Raw genomic sequence first — 16,000 nt, 5'->3', positions numbered from 1 at the left:
TCAATCGTGCGCCGCCGTGCGGCCCTCATCCCCTGCGTCCACTAGCATGCGGGGGATGAGTCTTTCCGAGGGTGCAGGGCGCGGGATCGCGGTGCTGGGCAGTACGGGCAGCATCGGCACGCAGACGCTGGACGTGGCGCGCGAGCGCGGCTGGCGGGTGACGGCGCTGGCCGCCGGGCGCAACCTAGAGTTGCTGGCCGCGCAGGTGCGGGAGTTCCGGCCTGAACTGGTCAGCGTGGACGCCGGGGTGCTGGCGCAGGCACGTGAGGCGCTGCCGGGCGTACGCGTGATCGCCGACCCGGCCGAGGTGGCAGCCGTGGCGACCGGAGTGGTCGTGAACGCCATGAGCGGGCTAATCGGCCTGTCGCCCACCCGCGCGGCGCTGGAGGCGGGGCAGGCGGTGGCGCTGGCGACCAAGGAGGCGATGGTCACGGCCGCGCACCTGATGTGGGAGGCAGCCTCGCTGGGCGGCGGGCGCGTGGTGCCGATCGACTCCGAGCACACCGGGGTGTTCCAGTGCCTGACGGGCGAGGACATGGCGGACGTGGCCGAGGTGATCCTCACGGCGTCCGGCGGGCCGTTCCGTGAGGGGCCCACCGACCTGAGCGGCGTGACGCCCGAGCAGGCGCTGCGGCACCCGTCGTGGAGCATGGGCCCGAAGGTGACGATCGACAGCGCCACGCTGATGAACAAGGGGCTGGAGGTCATGGAGTGCGCCAGCCTGTACGGCCTGCCGCTGTCGCAGGTGGGCGTGGTGGTGCACCCGCAGAGCCTGATTCACGCGGCGGTGCGTTTCCGGGACGGGAGCCTGAAGGCGCAGTTCGGGCCGACCGACATGCGGCTGCCCATCGCGTACGCGATCGACGCCGCGCCGACCGGCATGCAGCGGCCCGGTGACGTGCGCGGCGCGCGGCGCGGGCGCGAGGTGGGCACGCACCTGGGCTGGCCGATGCGCGGCACCTGGGAGTTCCGCGAGCCGGACCACGCGCGCTTCCCCTGCCTGGGCCTCGCGTACCGCGCCGGAGAGGCCGGGGGGCTGCTGCCGGTCGCGCTGAACGCCGCCGACGAGGTGGCCGTGGACGCGTTCCTGGCCGGGCAGATCGGCTTCACGGACCTTCCACGTCTGCTGGAACGGGTGCTGGACGACACGCCCGCCGGGACCCTGACCTGGGACACGCTGGCCGAGGTGGACGCCTGGGCCCGCACCCGCGCGCAGGAACTCGCAGCGAACGGGGTGATGGCGTGAGTCGGGCACCGTCTGTTGCGTTCGCCCTCCGGGAGGTCGCCGAAGGACGAACTCCACGTCCGGTCCCCGTCCTGCTCCCACTCGCATCCGCTCGGATGGCACGGCTGAACCCCGCCGTCCCATCGGAGGCCATATGAATGTAGTTCAGGGCATCGCGGCGGCCCTGACCCCGCTGGGTCTGCTGTGGACGGTGCTGATCATCGGCGTGGCGACGTTCCTGCACGAACTGGCGCACTACGCGCTGGCGCGGCGGCAGGGTGTGGCGGTGCACTCGTTCAGCGTCGGCATGGGGCCGGTGCTGCTGCGGCGCATGTGGCGCGGCACCGAGTGGCGCCTGAGCCTGCTGCCCATCGGCGGGTACGTGGAGATCGACGGCATGGCCCCCGAGGAGGACGGGCAGGGCGGGTACCGCCAGCCCACGCGCGGCTTCGCGGCGCTGACAGTGTGGGGGAAGGTGGCGATCCTGCTGGCCGGGCCGCTGACGAACCTGCTGCTGGCGATCGGGTTGATGACCGTGGCGTTCAGTTCGCAGGGGGTGGCGGTGCCGGACCGCGCCCGCATCGAGGAGGTCGTGCCGGGCAGCCGCGCGCAGACGCTCGACCTGCGCGTGGGGGACGTCATCACCGGAATCGACGGGCAGGACATCCCGGACTCCGCGACGGTGAACGGCAAGACGGTCGCGGGCTGGGAGGGCGTCCGCGACGTCCTGACGAAGGCCGGGCCGCACACCTTCACCGTCCTGCGGGACGGGCAGACCCGCGACGTGCGCTTCGACTGGACGCCCACCGTGAACGGCGAGCGGCAGCTGCTCGGCATCCGCTACGCGCCGGACGTGCAACCCGTCAGCGTCGGCGCGGCGTTCGTGCGCGCGTGGCAGGTGACCGGGCAGGCCGTCCCGCAGGTCATCCAGTCCTTCGCGGGCCTGTTCCAGCGGTTCTTTACGCTGGACCTCAGCCGCGACGAGAACGTCAGTGGCCCCATCGGCACCGCCGAGATCGTCTCCCGCGCCGCCGCCGTCAGCCCCTGGGCCTTGCTGCAGGTCGCCATCCTGCTGAACCTCTCGCTGGCGTTCTTCAACCTGATCCCCATCCCCGGCCTGGACGGCGGCCGCATCGTCCTGGCCTTCGTGGGGGCGCTGCGGGGCCGCCCGCTGACCTTCCAGCAGGAGCAGGCGATCAACTTCGCAGGCTTCGCGTTCGTGATGCTCCTCATGGCGTTCGTGGTCGTCCGGGACGTCAGCCGCTTCTTCTGAGGGAAGTGGGGAGTGGGTGGTGGGAAGTGGAAAAGAGTGGGGCGCCTGGACTCATCCGGCGCCCCACTCTCCCTGCTGTGCCCACTCCCTACTCCCCGCTCCCCACAACCCTCTCCACCCGTTCGCCCAGGCCGGTCAGCACTTCGTATTCGATGGTGTCGCCCCAGGTGGCGACGTCGGTGACGGTCAGGTCGTGGTCGGTCCAGAGGGTGACGGGGTCGCCCAGCTGAACATCCAGGCCGGTGACGTCCACCATGAGCTGGTCCATGCAGATGCGGCCCAGCACGGGGCGTCGCTCGCCGCCAATGAGCACGTGGGCGCGGCCGGTGGCGTTCCGGGGGTAGCCGTCGGCGTAGCCGATGCCGACGGTGGCGACGCGCGTGTCGCTCGGGGCGCGCCACAGACCGTTGTAACTCACGGTTTCGCCCGCTTGGGCGGTGTGCAGGTGCGTGACCTGCGCCGTGAGGGTCATGACCGGGCGCAGGGGAAGCGTGCTGCGCAGGTGCGGGGGCGCGAAGCCGTAACTGGCGAGGCCGGGCCGGGCGAGGCGCATGCCGGGCAGCGCGCCGAAGGAGAGGATGCCGCCGCCGTTCGAGGCGTGGGCGAGCAGGGGTTGGGGCGTGGCGGGCAGGGCGCCCAGCACACTCTGGAAGCGGCGCAGCTGCTCGTGCGCGAAACTCAGGTCGGGTTCGTCGGCCGTGGCGAAGTGCGTGTACGCTCCTTCCAGCAGGCCGCGCTCGGCGAGTCGGGTGCCCACCTGCACGGCGTCTTCCGGGCGGGCGCCCAGGCGGTTCATGCCGGTGTCGACCTTCAGGTGCGCGCGGGCGTGGGCGGGGAGCGCGTCGGCCTCCTGCAGCGAGGCGACCGGGAGCCGCACGCCCAGGTCGGCCAGGAGGGGCACCTCGGCGGGTGTGGGTGGGGTCAGGAGCACCACGGGACGGCCGGGGATCAGGGCCGCCACCTGCGCGGCTTCGCGGGGCGTGGCGACCGCGAAGCCCCACACGTCGGGATGCGCGGCGGCCAGCGTGACGATCTGGCGCAGGCCGTGCCCGTACGCGTTGGCTTTCACGGGCAACAGCAGGGGCACGCCGGCGCGGCGGGACAGCTGGGTGAGGTTGCCGTGCAGGGCAGCGTCGGAGAGGCAGGCGTGGGCGCGGGCGGCGAGCGTCATCACGGGCGATCCTACTCCCCGCGCGTGGGCGTGCGGATGGGTGTGTCCAGCAGGGCGTCATCCACGGGCGGCGGGGCGCGTGTATGCTCCGCGTGATGCCTGTCAATCGCCGTGGTGTGCCTGTTCATGTTGTTGTCCTGACCGCGTTCCTGGGGCTTGCGGCGCCTGCCGCTGCGCAGGCGGGCGGTACCCTGCCGCTGGTGTCGGTGGGGGACAAGTGGCCGCAGGCGCAGGAGACGTACGTGATCCGCGTGTCCGCGCAGGACGCCGGGAAGCCGCTGGGGCTGGAGGTCTACTCGCCGACGTTCAACCTGGCGGATTACGTGGATGGCCGCCGGGCTGACGGGTACTTCGGGGATGAGCTGTACGCGAAGAACGAGCCGTTCGAGACGACCTTCACCCTGAGCGGCGCGGGCGGCACGGTGCTGGAGCGGCGCTTCAGCCTGAACCGCGAGCATACCTGGGAGAGCCTGTTCAGCGGCGGGCTGGGGGCCGGGACGTACACCCTGAAGGTCACGAGCAAGGGCAACGGGAAGAACTCGTTCGCGCTGCGGGTGGCCGAGCCGTTCCGGCTGGAGACGAGTGACTTCAGCGTGAATGCCCGCTCCACGGACGCCGAGCCGCTGCTGGCCGCGCGGGTGAATGTCACGGCGGACTGGGTGGGTCAGACGCTGAATCTGCTGAACTACGACGTGGACGGCCCGCTGGAGGCGGAACTCTGGGCCGAGCAGCCGGGCGGAAGGCGCGTGAACCTCACGCCCAGCGAGAACGGCAAGACGGCCACCGACGCGTTCCGGATCACGCCGGATCTGGTGGGCGAGTGGCGGCTGTACATCCGGGTGCTGGGCACCACGAAGCAGTACAGCAACGCGATTCGCTTCTCGTTCCGCCGGGGCGATCAGCCCATCACGGGCAGCGTGGGCGGGTTCGAGGTGCCGGGTGGCGTGAAGATCGCCAATCAGCTGCTGGTGGACGTGGTGGACCCGCAGGGCCGCCCGATTCCCGGCGCGTCGTATCAGCTGGTGGGGGACGCGGTGGTGCGCCCGGTCCTGCCGCCCGGGTACCTACCGGTCAGCGGCACCTTGATTCAGGGAACGGGGAACATCGTGTCCTCGACCGAGATCCGCTACCAGCCGGGCTTCACGAAGATCCGGTTCGTGGCGCGGCCGCCGCAGGGGCAGCTGCTGATCGAGGCGGTGGCGGTGTTCGCCGGGCAGCGCATCCCGCTGACGGGCGTGCCGTTCCAGGTGGGTGGGCAGACCCTGGCGACGCCCGCCACGGTCCCGCTCGCGCCAGGCGAGTACCCGGTGACGCCCACCGCCGTGCCGGGCAGTTCGGTCACGCCGCCAGCGGCGGGCCGCGTGACGGACAGCGGCACGGAGCGCGTGACCATCGAGTACCGGCCGCTGGTGGACCTGACGCTGATCACGTCGCCGGACGTGCTGAACCTGTGTGACGTGACGCAGCTGACCGCCGTGGCGAAGACCGAGTTCCCGTACCGCCTGACGGGCAAGGTGAACCTGAACCTGCCGGCCGGCTGGTCCACCGATTACCCGCTGGACGTGACCGGCGAGTTCGGGCAGGGGGCGCCGCTGCGGCTGAAGGTGCCGGTCCGGGTGTGCCGCAGCGATACGGCGGAGGCGGTGTTGGACCCGGCCGGGCTGCGGACGACCGGGCAGGCTCGCGTGCGGAACCCGGGCGGCGCGAATGTCACGCGGACCGTGCAGGGCGGCGCGCGGGCCAGCCTGAACAAGAGTGTGGACGCTGCGGCGCAGGGGCAGGGGTACGTGGTGACGCTGGTGTTCACGGTGGACAGCACGCTGGAGAACGTCCGCCTGATCGACCCGCTGCCCGCGGCGGGTGCTCAGCCGGCGGTGCGGGGGCCGCTGCAGGTGCAGGGGCCGAGTCTCGCGAACCTGAATCCACGGCTGGATGGGGACGCGATCGTGCTGACGCGCGTCATCCCCGGTACGTACACCCTCACGTACACGCTGTTCTCGGATCAGCCGGGGGACCGCGTGGTGACAGCGCCGGATCTGAGCTGGTGAACGCTGGGTGAGTCAGCTCTTCACCCTCTGCCGGACGTTCTCAGGTACACTCGTTCTCATGAAGCGTTTCGTGCTGTGCCTGCCGCTGCTGCTGGCGGCCTGCGGGTTCTCACCACGGGTACCGCCGTCGGTGGGGGACCTGCTGGGCGCGCCGACGGCGCTGAACGTGGGCGGGCAGGTCGTGACGCTGGATTCCGCGTCGGCCAGCGGCTCGGGCGGGTTCGGGGTGAAGGTCCGCCTGAATTCCCGCGACGCGCTGCCTGCCCTGCGGCTGGACGGCGTGTTCGTCGTGAGCGGCACGGACCTGTGGAAGTCGCCGCTGCAGTCGGCGGGCGGCGTGGCCAGCGCGTATGGCCGCGCGGGTGCGGGCGCGCAGCCGGGCGAGACGGTGCAGGTGGTCGTGCGCCTGCGGGATGCGCAGGGGCGCGTGTTGTGGCTGCGGGACGGCGAGACGCGCGTGGGCACAGCCCCCTGACCAGTGAATGCGGCGCGGCCCGGCACGAGTGTCCGGGCCGCGTTCCTGTGGGGGTTCAGCCGGGCGTGACGACCCCGTCGCGGACGCTGAGGTGGTGGTCGGCCTGCGCGGCGATGTCGCGGTCGTGGGTGATCAGCACGACGGTGCGGCCCGCGTCGGCCGCGCCGCGCAGCAGCGCCAGGATGCGCTCGCCGGTGCGGGTGTCGAGGTTCCCGGTGGGTTCGTCGGCCAGCAGCACGCCGGGGTTCCCGGCCAGCGCGCGGGCGATGGCGACGCGCTGCGCTTCCCCGCCGGACAGCTGACTGGGCAGGTGGTCCGCGCGGCGGTCCAGGCCCACCAGGGCCAGCAGGTCGCGGGCGCGCGCCTGCCGCTCGCGGGGGGGCAGGCCCGCGAGGGTCAGGGGGAACTCGACGTTCTCCTGCGCGCTGAGAATGCTGACGAGGTTGTGGTTCTGGAACACGAACCCGTAGTGCCGCAGTCGCAGGTCGGCGCGGCGGGTTTCGTCGAGCGCGGTGAGGTTGGTGTCCCCCACCTGCACGTGCCCGGTGGTGGGCGTGTCGAAGCCCGCCAGGAGGTTCAGCAGGGTGCTCTTGCCGCTGCCCGAGGGGCCGACGACGGCGGTCAGGCCGGGCGGGAACGTGTGCGTGAAGGGCGCGAGGGCCTGCACCTGCCCGTCGCCGCTGGGGTACACGCGCGACAGGTCGTGGACGCTGAGGGTCAGGGCCGGTGTGGTGGTCCGGGCGGTCGGTTCGGTGGCGGTCATGTCAGACCCTCCCCAGGGCGTCGGTGATGCTCAGGCGGCTGGCGTTGCGGGCCGGGAGCAGCCCAGAGAGCAGCCCCAGCAGGAAGCTGATGCCGAGTGCAAGCAGCGTCAGGCGGGGCGTGAGGGCCGCCGCGTCGATCCCGGCGAGCTGCTGCGTGTACAGGTTCACGACCACGATGCCCACGAGGCCCAGCAGGACGCCGCCCACACCACCCACCAGCGACAGCAGCAGCGACTCGGTCAGGACCAGGGCGCGGACGAACGCGGGCCGCGCCCCGATGGCGCGCAGCGTGCCGAACTCGCGGGTGCGTTCATAGACGCCCATCATGACGGTGTTCGCGACGGCCAGCCCGCCCACGATCAGCGCGATCAGGGAGATGCCGAACCGCACGGCGTCGCTGATACGCAGGGCCCGCTCGATGAAGCTCAGGAAGTCCGACTGCGTGGCGGCCTCCAGGTTCAGGCGGTCGCTGATGCCCGTGGCGACCGCGCGGGCCTGCCGGGGGTCCTTGAGTTTCACGGCGACGAGGGACACGCGGTCCTCGGCGCCCTCGCTGCGCTGCAGGGGCGTCAGCGGCATGAAGATGAAGTTGTCCACCAGTCCGGACTGCGGGGCGAGGACGCCGACGACCTTCACGCTGGCGCGGCGGTTGAGGTTCAGGGTGCTGCCGATGCTGAGTCGGAGGTTCTGCGCGGCCTTGGCACCGACGACGGCCGCGCCGGTCTGCTCGTCCGCGGCTGTCAGCAGGCGGCCCTGCGCCAGCGCGGTGCTGGGGAACACCGCGCCGATCCCGCCGCTGGCCGGGAGGCCGTACAGTACGACGCTCTGGGTGGGGTCCAGGCCGCCGCGCACGGCCATGATGACGGGCGTGACCGTCTCGATGCCCAGTTCGGGCGCCAGGGCCTGCAACTGCGTGACGGTGCTCTGCGGGAGGTTGGGGTGCAGCGCCATGCCCTGCGACAGCGGCGTGAGGCTCACCTGGATGTCCGGGCCGATGCCGCCGAGTTCGCTGGTGAAGACCTTGCGGATGCCCTCGCCCAGGGACAGGAAGATCACCATGCTGGCGACCGCCACTGTGATGCCCAGCGCGGTCAGGAGGGTGCGGACCCGGCGGCGGGTCAGTCCGCGCCACGCGAGTCGCCACAGGTCACTGGCTTTCATGAGGTTCAGGCTACCCGCGCGGGGGCGGGACAGGTGGCATGCCCGCGTACAGACCGTGTTCCCACGGAACTCCCAGCGGTTCCTCACGCGCGGCCCGTAGGGTCGGGGGCACGATGCGCCGCACCTCTGCCCTGACCGCCCTGATGCCCCTCCTGCTCGGCGCAGCGGGCGCCCAGACGCTGCTGCCGCTGGATTCCCGCCCGGCGACGCGGGTACTGCCCGCGCTGATCGGCGGCCTGCGCGGCGACATCCTGCACGTGCCAGAGGCGGCGCTGCTGGGCACGGCGATGCGCGGCGCGAACCCGGCGGCGCTGACCGCGTGGCTGGCCGACCAGCCGCGCACGGGACCGCTGATCGTGTCGCTGGACGCCCTGGCTTACGGGGGACTGGTGCAGTCCCGCACGAGCCCCCTGACGGCCCAGGAGGCCCTGGCACGACTGGAACCGCTGCGCACCTGGACCGAGCGGACGGGGCAGCCGGTGTTCGCGTTCATCACACTGCCGCGCGAACCGGACGCGACCGACCGCGCGCGGAACCTGGAGGTGGTGCGCGCCGTGATCGGCTGGGCACGCGAGGGCCGCCTGAAGGAACTGGACGTCACCTGGGACGACGCGCTGCCCGGCAGTCCCGCCCCGCAGGAGGGCGCGGCCCTGGCGGCAGAGGCCCCCGCGAACGTGCGGGTGTACCCCGGTGCGGACGAGGTGCTGTCCATGCTGACCGCCCGCGCCCTGGCGCCCGGGGCGGCCACCGTGCGGGTGGAGTACAGCGACCCGGCCGCCGCGCGGGAGGTCATGAAGTACGAGGGGATTCCCCTGACGCAGAGTGCCGAGAACCACGCGCAGGGCAGCGGCTTTCAGGTCGTGGACGGGAAGGCGGACCTGACGCTGTTCGTGTTCAATGGCGGCGACCCGCGCCGCGCGGCGCTGCGGGTCAGCACACTGCTGCGCGCCGGGAAAGTGGCCGTGGCGGACGTGGCTCAGGTGAACCTCGGGAATCCGCGCTTCTGGGCGGACCTGCGCACCCTGCGGCAGCACGCGAACCTGCAGGCGCTGGCGGCGTGGGGCACGCCAGGGAACAACCTCGGGACGGCGCTGGCGCACGCGAAACTGGCGCGCGGCGCCGATCCGGTCCGGCAGGACGCGCTGCTGGCCCGCGAGTTCGCGAACGACGTGATCTACAGCAGCGAGGTCCGCGCCCAGCTGCGCACCCTGATCCCCGAGGCGCAACTGAACACCCCGCAGGCGCAGGCGACCCTGATGCGGCTGGCCGGGGCATTCTTCCCGCTGCGCGTGGGCGACACGTACACGCTGGGCAGCGCGGACCTGCCGTGGGGCCGGTCGTTCGAGTGGGACTTCACGCTGGACCGGCAGCCCTGATCATCCGCCTGGCCTGATCATTCGGTTCCCTGGTCATTCGGTTGGGGGGTGCCGTTCGGTGTCGCTGGGGCCGATGCTGAGCAGCAGGGCCGCGCCGATCACCAGGGCGGCGCCCAGCAGTGCCAGTGCGGAGAGCCGCTCGCCGAACAGCAGCGCGGCCAGGGTGGCGGCCACCACGGGTTCCAGGCTGGCGATCACGCTGGCGCGCGTGGCGGGCAGGCGCTTCAGGCCCCAGGAGTACGCGAGGTACGCGAGGTACGTGCTGAACACGGCGATGGCGCCCAGGCTGCCCCACGCACCGGGGGTCTTCCCGGTGAAGGTCACGAAGGGCAGCAGCACGGCGGCCCCGACCGGCAGCGCCACGGCGAGCAGGGCGGGCGGGTCGTAGCGGGTGAAGAACGCCTTGCCGTACAGGTAGTACAGGCTGTACGTGAATCCGGCGGTCAGGCCCCAGGCGAGCGCGGCGGGCGTGACGGTCACGCCCTGCCCGCCGCCCAGGCTGATCAGGGCGATGCCGCCCAGCGTGCCCGCCACCGCGAGCAGTTCCCGGCTGCCCAGGCGTTCGCGCAGGAACGCCCAGCCCATCATGGCCACGAAGGCCGGGGCGGTGTACAGCAGCACGCTGGCGAGGCTGGCGCCGCCCGCGCGGACGGCCAGCTGGTACGACCCGTAGAAGATGCTGACGCCCGCCACGCCGAACGCGGCCGTGATCAGCAGGTCCCGGCCGCGTGGCAGGCGGGCGCGGGTCAGGGCCGCGTGCGCGGCGTATAGTGCCCCGGCCAGGGCGGCGCGCCAGAAGGCGACCTCCAGCGGGTCCAGTCCGGCAGCCTGCGCCTGCTTGCCGAGGATGCCCAGCAGGCCCCACAGGACCGCAGCGATCAGGATCAGCAGCGGGGCGGGCAGCGCGGTGGGCCGGGCAGGGCGGGTCACGCGGCGCCGCTGTTCAGGCGCTTCCAGACGAACACGGTGGCGATGATCGTGACGAGCAGGCCCGCGCCGCCCAGCGTGAGCAGCCCGATGCCCACGAGGTCGCGGGTCTCGCCGACCGGGGCAAGGGTGCCGCGCGTGTACGCCCGCGTGTCCCCCGGGGCGGCCAGGACGTCCACCGGGACGGGCGCGTCAGCGCGACCCGCCTGCAGGGCCGTGGGGTTCTGCGCGGTGCCGGGGCGCAGCACGCCGTCCGGGGTCAGGGGGGAGTAGACGCTGTTCGTCACCCAGTACCCGTAGCGACCGTCGGGCAGCGCGGTCTGCACGGTCAGGCTGGTGCCGGACACCTGCACGGTCGGGGTGGCCAGGGGGCGTTCCTGGCCCTGGGCGTCCACCTCGGTCAGGGTGCTGCCGCCGGGCGAGACGCGCAGGTGGTACTGCCAGCCGCCGCTGCTGGTGCGCAGGCCCAGGTCGCCCAGTTTCGCCTGCCCGCCCAGCGCGCCCTTCACGAAGATGTCGGTCACGCCCGCGCTGAAGCCCGCGGGGCTGTTCCAGGGGTTGCCCATCTGGCCGTACGTGACGGTGAACTGCATGCCCTGCGGGGTGGGGCGGGCGTCCAGGGCGCGCAGGTCCAGCATGTCGGTCGTGAAGGCGGGGCGGGTGGGCAGGATGTAGCCCCCGTCACCCCGGGCGTCCGCGGCAGGGTCGGTGAGTTGGGTCTGGGAGGCGAGCAGGGCCAGCACGCCCGGCAGTATAGAGGGGCCTCTACAGCCGCACGAGGTCGTCGCGGTGCACGGCTTCCGGGCCGTAGGTGTAGCCCAGCAGACCCTCGGCAGCGCTGGAGTGCTGCCCGGCGAGTTTCAGCAGGTCCGCCGACGCGTAGCGGGTCAGGCCCCGCGCGAGTTCCGTGCCGTCCGGCGCCAGCAGGCGGATGGTGTGGCCGCGGTCGAAGCGCCCCTGCACGCCGGTGATCCCGGCGGGCAGCAGGCTCGCACCGCGTTCGGCGACCGCGCGGGCGGCTCCGGCGTCCAGGGTGACGCTTCCGGCGGCGATTTCCGCGAGGATCCAGCGTTTACGGGCCTCCAGGCGGGACCCGGCGGCCAGGAAGCGGGTGCCGATGCTCTCGCCGGTCAGCAGGCGGGTCAGGGCGTCGCGGGCGTCGCCGGGAGCGATCACGACCGGGGTGCCCGCGCGGGTGGCGATCTCGGCCGCCTGGATCTTGGTGTGCATGCCGCCGGTGCCCCGGTGTGATCCGGCGCCCCCGGCGCGCGCCCAGACCTCGGGGGTCACGCGGTCCACAATGGGAATCAGGGTGGCGGTCGGGTCGCGGCGCGGGTCGGCGGTGTACAGGCCGGGCGCGTCGGTCAGGATGACCAGCAGGTCCGCCTCGACGAGGTTCGCGACGAACGCCGAGAGGGTGTCGTTGTCCCCAACCTTGAGCTGTTCCAGCGCGACGGCGTCGTTCTCGTTGATGATCGGCATCACGCCGCGCGCGAGGCAGGTGTCCAGGGTGGTGCGGGCGTTCAGGTACCGCGTGCGGTCCCGGAAGTCGTCGGCGGTCAGCAGCACCTGCGCGACGGGCAGGCCGTACAGGTCGGCCAGCTGCGCGTAGGTGTGCATCAGGCGGCCCTGACCGACGGCGGCCAGCAGCTGCTTTTCCGCCAGGGTCCGGTCGCGTGGGGGGAAGCCCAGCGCCTCCCACCCGGCTAGCACCGCGCCGCTGGTGACCAGGACGACCTCGTGCCCGGCCTCGCGGGCGGCGGCCAGGGTGCGGATCAGGTCCACCAGGCGGGGGCGGTGCAGGCGGTCCGTCCCTGCCGTGAGAACGCTGGTACCGAGTTTCAGAACGACACGCACGCGTCCCAGCATACGGGCGGCCCCGCCGGGCGCGGCGCGGGCTGTGCAGCCGGGTGTCACGGCTCGCGCGCGGCGCGTCCGTACGGCAGACTGAACGGGTGTCCCCACGAGCCGTGAGCCGCGCCCTGCCCGCCACCCTGCTGATCCTGGCCACCGGTACCGGAGCGCAGGCCGGGCCGCTGAGTCCAGTACGGGCCGTGCAGCTGTTCCTGGCGAGCTTTCAGCCTCCGGCGACCGAGGGGTCGCTGCTGGCCACCGCGCGGCGCGAGCGGCTGGACTGGACCGCCACGCAGAACCTGTTCCACCTGCAGGTGACGGACGAGTCGAATCATTTCCTGGACTGGCGCGGCAGTCAGGAGGACGGGGGGCGGGTCTTCACCACGCTGCGCGCGGCCACCTACGTGCAGGGGAAACGGGCGCTGCTGGTGCTGAACCGCGAGTGGTGCCGGGCCGGGGCGTGTCAGCAGCGGTCCACGTTCGGCTGGACGGACGGGCAGGTGCTGCGCGCCGTGCCGGAGGCGGAGGTCATCCAGCTGATCCGCGACGCGGACTTCCTGGTGGGCCCGCCGCCCGCGTGCCTGCGGGGCGTGACGCTGGGGGTGCAGTACGTCCCATCGCGGCAGGGCACGTCGCTGACGGTCCTGCCGGTCGTGCCCGACGCCGCGCGCCGCGCCTGCGAGAGCACCGGGGTCCACCTGACGTCAGCCCTGCGGGCGCTGAGACTGAACTGGGTGGCGGCCGCCGGGAAGTTCCGCTGGTGAACGGCGCAGCCCCCCGGCCGCGCACGCGGCCGGGGGGCGAGATCAGCAGGGATCACAGCGGTCTCCAGTTCCATTGAAGGGCCAACAGCACGCCCTTCAATTCCACCTCCAACCACTGGTGTTGTCAGGTGCTCGCTCCGCTCGTTCAGGAGTATTGAGGGTCACCTTCAAGACTCCTGAATGCTGCTGTCAGACAGCGGCGGCGCGGGCGTCCTGCGCGGCGAGCTGCTCGACGATGCCGCGCAGCGCGAGTTCGAACTCGGCGCGGTACTCGCCGGGCGTCTCCGCGCGGGGCTGGCCGGTCTTGGGATCCAGGCCGGGCAGGGACTCGCGGTACTGCTGCCAGCCGATCGCCAGGGCGTACAGGTGCCGCAGCAGGCGCAGGGTGGTGGGGGCGCTGTAGGGCATGTGCTGCACGAGGCGGTGCAGCTGGCTGTCCAGTTCACGGCGGAATTCCAGGCCCAGTTCGGGGCGGACGTTGCGTTCCAGCACGGTGCCCAGCAGGACCAGCAGGCGGCGCAGCGGGACGAGCGCGTCGGCGGAGTCCATGAGGACCTCGGTGACCTGCTGCGGCGTGCGGGGCTGACGGTCGATCAGCAGGTCGCTGGTGCGCGTGATCCAGCCCTGAAGGTGTTCGCTGAGCAGCGCCAGGAACAGTTCTTCTTTCGTGTCGAAGTACAGGTACAGGGTGCCCTTGGCGAGTTTGGCCTCGCGCGCGACCTGGTTCATGCTGAGTTCGGCGTAGGTGGTGGTCGTCCACAGGCGCTCGGCGGCGCGCAGGATGTCGTCGCGGCGTTGGTTCTTCTCTTCGGCGCTGCGGGCGCGGGCGGGTCGGCTGGTGTCAGATGGCATTAGGCTAGACCATAGCCATGTGACTTTTCCGACGCTGTGAAGCACTTCACGGTACCCCCCCCCAGGGGATCAGGAACACCCCCAGATGCCCCCGCCACGCGGCGGGCAGGTATGCTGGGCCGGATGCCGTTCCCGCTGCGGGAAGCGGTCCCATTCCGGCCCCACCGCCCTCTTGCCCCCATCTGGACTTCACCATGACTGATTCTCTCCCCTCCCCCCTGGCGCTGCCGGGCAAACCGCGCGCGGATCAGGTCACCCGGCAGGTCCGCGCGGACCTGAGCAGCTGGGACTTCCAGCCGCACCTCGTGAGCGTCCTGGCGTCGGGCGACCCGGCCAGCCGCGTGTACGTGGACAGCAAGGCCCGGCAGGCCAAGCGGCTGGGCGTGCGCTTCACGGTGCGCGACCTGGGCGCCGCCACCACGCAGGACAAGCTGCACGCCACGCTGCACGCCCTGTCCAGCGACCCGGACGTGCACGGCATCATGCTGGAACTGCCGCTGGCCGCCCCGCTGGACGCCGACGCCGCGCTGCTGCACCTGACGGCCCGCAAGGACATTGAGGGCCTGAGCCCCGCGAACCTCGCGCTGATCGCCGCCGGGCGCGAGAGCGAGGCGCTGCTGCCCCCCACGCCCCGCTCGATCCGTTTCCTGCTGCGCGAGGCGCTGGGCGACGACCTGCGCGGCGCGCGCGTCGCCGTGATCGGCCCGGGCCGCACGGTGGGCCGCCCGCTGACCTTCATGCTGAACAACCGCGGCGTGACCGTCACGCTGTGCAACGAGCACACCCGCGACCTGCCGGGCGTGCTGGCCGCGCAGGACGCCGTGGTGATCGCCGTGGGCCGCGCCGGGCTGCTGCGCCCCGCGCACGTGCAGCCGCACCACGTGGTGGTGGACGCCGGGATCAACGTGCCGCCGGACGGCAGCGGCGTGGTGGGCGACGCCGAGGCGAACCTGCCCGTGCGGGCGCAGACGCCGGTGCCCGGGGGCGTGGGCCCGCTGACGAGTGCCCTGATGTACCAGAACCTCGTGCGGGCCGTGAAGTTGCAGCGCGGCGAACGGGTCGAGTAGTCACCCCGTTCGGGAAGAACTCCGATCGGCGCACACCCCCCCCCCGACTCGGAGTGAACGGTTTGTGCAGACCATTCACTCCGAGCGGATGCGCGTGGGAGAGGGGCGGGTTCCGGGCGTGGAGCGGTGGTCAGGTTGGCCGTTCATTCGGAGTCCGCGTTACTCCAGCGGGCGTTTTTCCAGGGCGATCTGCAGCTCGGTGGGGGTGAAACCCACGCTCTCGTACAGGCGCTGAGCGTGGTAGTCCGGGTCGGCCACGATGACCAGCGTGCGCGCGTGCAGGTGCTCGCGGGCCCACTCGCCCGCGTGGGGAACCAGCGTTCCCGCCAGTCCGCGTGAGCGGGCGTCGGGGTGCGTCTCGACGTTCTGGTAGCGGGCCACGCCGTCACCCGCGTCGAAGATCCCCAGGCCCGAGAGCATCCGCCCGTGGTCATCGAAGGCCCCCAGGAGCGCGCCGTGCCCGGCGGCCTGCGCGGCGCGGTACGCGGCCAGTTTCCGGGCGGCGAACGCCCGGTATCCCTGCGCCTCGTGGGGGTGGGGGTCGGCGGCATTCACCGCTTCACGCATCGCCAGGGCCGCCGCCCAGTCGGTGTCTCCGGTCAGGACGCGCAGCTGGGCGTCCCGATTGATCCGGCGGGGTTCGTGGGTGCGGGCGGCGGTCAGGACCGTGTCGGCCCGCACGTCGTACCCGGCGGCGCGGAACTCCTCGGCGGGCGGGCCGCTCAGGGCGAGTCCGGGCGCGTCCACCCCGTACACGCGGTGCGCGGCGCCTGGGAACTCGCGCTGGAAGGTGGCCTCCCAGGCCTCAAGGTCGCCGGGGGCGGGCAGGGCAGGCATCAGCAGGAAATTGCCCCACCAGAAGGTGGGATTGGCGGGCGAGCGCACGACGGTGCAGTCGGCGCGGACCTGCACGTCGCTGCCCTCCTGCCGCCTCAGGGCGACGTCCGTGAAGTAACCGAGGGACCGGGTCATGCCGATCACGTTAGGGGCTGAACCGGGGGCGGCGCGTCGGCCAGATGGCGGGTCCGGCGCGGTCACTGGGG

General features: G+C 72.4%; 15 protein-coding genes. 7 read left to right on the top strand and 8 right to left on the bottom strand.

Annotated elements, in window-relative coordinates:
• Window positions 1–55 precede the first annotated feature (55 nt).
• Both dxr and IEY69_RS02350 read left to right on the top strand, forming a co-directional pair.
• Window positions 56–1,246, top strand: a complete 1,191-nt coding sequence (gene dxr / locus IEY69_RS02355; RefSeq protein ID WP_189071538.1) for a 1-deoxy-D-xylulose-5-phosphate reductoisomerase — start codon at window positions 56–58, stop codon at window positions 1,244–1,246.
• 133 nt (window positions 1,247–1,379) lie between these two features.
• Window positions 1,380–2,498, top strand: coding sequence for a M50 family metallopeptidase (locus tag IEY69_RS02350; RefSeq protein WP_189071537.1), 1,119 nt, complete (start codon window positions 1,380–1,382; stop codon window positions 2,496–2,498).
• Window positions 2,499–2,586: 88 nt separating this feature from the next.
• Here the strand turns inward: IEY69_RS02350 and alr are convergent, their stop codons facing one another.
• Window positions 2,587–3,669: an alanine racemase gene (gene alr, locus IEY69_RS02345; RefSeq protein ID WP_189071536.1), complete on the bottom strand. Its 1,083-nt coding sequence runs from the start codon at window positions 3,667–3,669 to the stop codon at window positions 2,587–2,589.
• A gap of 95 nt (window positions 3,670–3,764) precedes the next feature.
• On the opposite strand from alr, the gene IEY69_RS02340 reads away from it, so the two are divergent.
• Window positions 3,765–5,717, top strand: a complete 1,953-nt coding sequence (locus IEY69_RS02340; RefSeq protein ID WP_229783564.1) for a hypothetical protein — start codon at window positions 3,765–3,767, stop codon at window positions 5,715–5,717.
• Between the two features lie 58 nt (window positions 5,718–5,775).
• Complete coding sequence (locus IEY69_RS02335) at window positions 5,776–6,192, top strand: immunoglobulin domain-containing protein (RefSeq protein ID WP_189071534.1); 417 nt, start codon at window positions 5,776–5,778, stop codon at window positions 6,190–6,192.
• 55 nt (window positions 6,193–6,247) lie between these two features.
• On the opposite strand, the gene IEY69_RS02330 is transcribed toward IEY69_RS02335, so the two are convergent.
• Both IEY69_RS02330 and IEY69_RS02325 read right to left on the bottom strand, forming a co-directional pair.
• Window positions 6,248–6,955, bottom strand: coding sequence for an ABC transporter ATP-binding protein (locus tag IEY69_RS02330; protein WP_189071533.1), 708 nt, complete (start codon window positions 6,953–6,955; stop codon window positions 6,248–6,250).
• Window position 6,956: 1 nt separating this feature from the next.
• On the bottom strand, window positions 6,957–8,117 hold the full coding sequence (locus IEY69_RS02325; protein WP_189071532.1) for an ABC transporter permease: 1,161 nt from the start codon (window positions 8,115–8,117) through the stop codon (window positions 6,957–6,959).
• A gap of 113 nt (window positions 8,118–8,230) precedes the next feature.
• On the opposite strand from IEY69_RS02325, the gene IEY69_RS02320 reads away from it, so the two are divergent.
• Window positions 8,231–9,493, top strand: coding sequence for a DUF4127 family protein (locus tag IEY69_RS02320; RefSeq protein ID WP_189071531.1), 1,263 nt, complete (start codon window positions 8,231–8,233; stop codon window positions 9,491–9,493).
• A 33-nt stretch (window positions 9,494–9,526) separates the two neighbouring features.
• Here IEY69_RS02320 and IEY69_RS02315 read toward each other — a convergent pair whose 3' ends face one another.
• Genes IEY69_RS02315 through proB form a run of 3 tightly spaced genes read right to left on the bottom strand, consistent with a single transcriptional unit; the run spans window position 9,527 to window position 12,277 of the window.
• Window positions 9,527–10,423, bottom strand: coding sequence for a DMT family transporter (locus IEY69_RS02315; protein WP_229783563.1), 897 nt, complete (start codon window positions 10,421–10,423; stop codon window positions 9,527–9,529).
• Window positions 10,420–11,163 (bottom strand): glucodextranase DOMON-like domain-containing protein, encoded by a 744-nt coding sequence (locus IEY69_RS02310; RefSeq protein WP_229783562.1) that lies wholly within the window; start codon window positions 11,161–11,163, stop codon window positions 10,420–10,422. Before IEY69_RS02310 ends, IEY69_RS02315 begins: the two co-directional genes overlap by 4 nt.
• A gap of 22 nt (window positions 11,164–11,185) precedes the next feature.
• The gene (proB, locus tag IEY69_RS02305) at window positions 11,186–12,277 is read right to left on the bottom strand and encodes a glutamate 5-kinase (RefSeq protein ID WP_189071530.1); all 1,092 of its coding nucleotides are present in this window, start codon (window positions 12,275–12,277) and stop codon (window positions 11,186–11,188) included.
• 98 nt (window positions 12,278–12,375) lie between these two features.
• Between proB and IEY69_RS02300 the strand changes: the two genes are divergently transcribed.
• A complete protein-coding gene (locus IEY69_RS02300) occupies window positions 12,376–13,038 on the top strand; it encodes a hypothetical protein (protein WP_189071529.1) in 663 nt (220 codons plus the stop codon).
• Between the two features lie 189 nt (window positions 13,039–13,227).
• Here IEY69_RS02300 and IEY69_RS02295 read toward each other — a convergent pair whose 3' ends face one another.
• Window positions 13,228–13,890, bottom strand: a complete 663-nt coding sequence (locus tag IEY69_RS02295) for a TetR/AcrR family transcriptional regulator (RefSeq protein WP_189071528.1) — start codon at window positions 13,888–13,890, stop codon at window positions 13,228–13,230.
• Between the two features lie 194 nt (window positions 13,891–14,084).
• Here IEY69_RS02295 and IEY69_RS02290 point away from each other — a divergent pair, with 194 nt between their 5' ends.
• Window positions 14,085–14,957: a bifunctional 5,10-methylenetetrahydrofolate dehydrogenase/5,10-methenyltetrahydrofolate cyclohydrolase gene (locus tag IEY69_RS02290; protein WP_189071527.1), complete on the top strand. Its 873-nt coding sequence runs from the start codon at window positions 14,085–14,087 to the stop codon at window positions 14,955–14,957.
• A gap of 159 nt (window positions 14,958–15,116) precedes the next feature.
• On the opposite strand, the gene IEY69_RS02285 is transcribed toward IEY69_RS02290, so the two are convergent.
• Window positions 15,117–15,929 carry a GNAT family N-acetyltransferase gene (locus IEY69_RS02285; RefSeq protein WP_189071526.1) on the bottom strand — a complete coding sequence of 271 codons (813 nt, stop codon included), beginning with the start codon at window positions 15,927–15,929 and terminating at the stop codon, window positions 15,117–15,119.
• Window positions 15,930–16,000 lie beyond the last annotated feature (71 nt).

The sequence above is a fragment of the Deinococcus sedimenti genome, assembly GCF_014648135.1.
GTDB classification, from domain to species: domain Bacteria; phylum Deinococcota; class Deinococci; order Deinococcales; family Deinococcaceae; genus Deinococcus; species Deinococcus sedimenti.
Note: the sequence above shows the minus strand (reverse complement) of the source record. Positions and strands in the feature narration are given on the sequence as shown.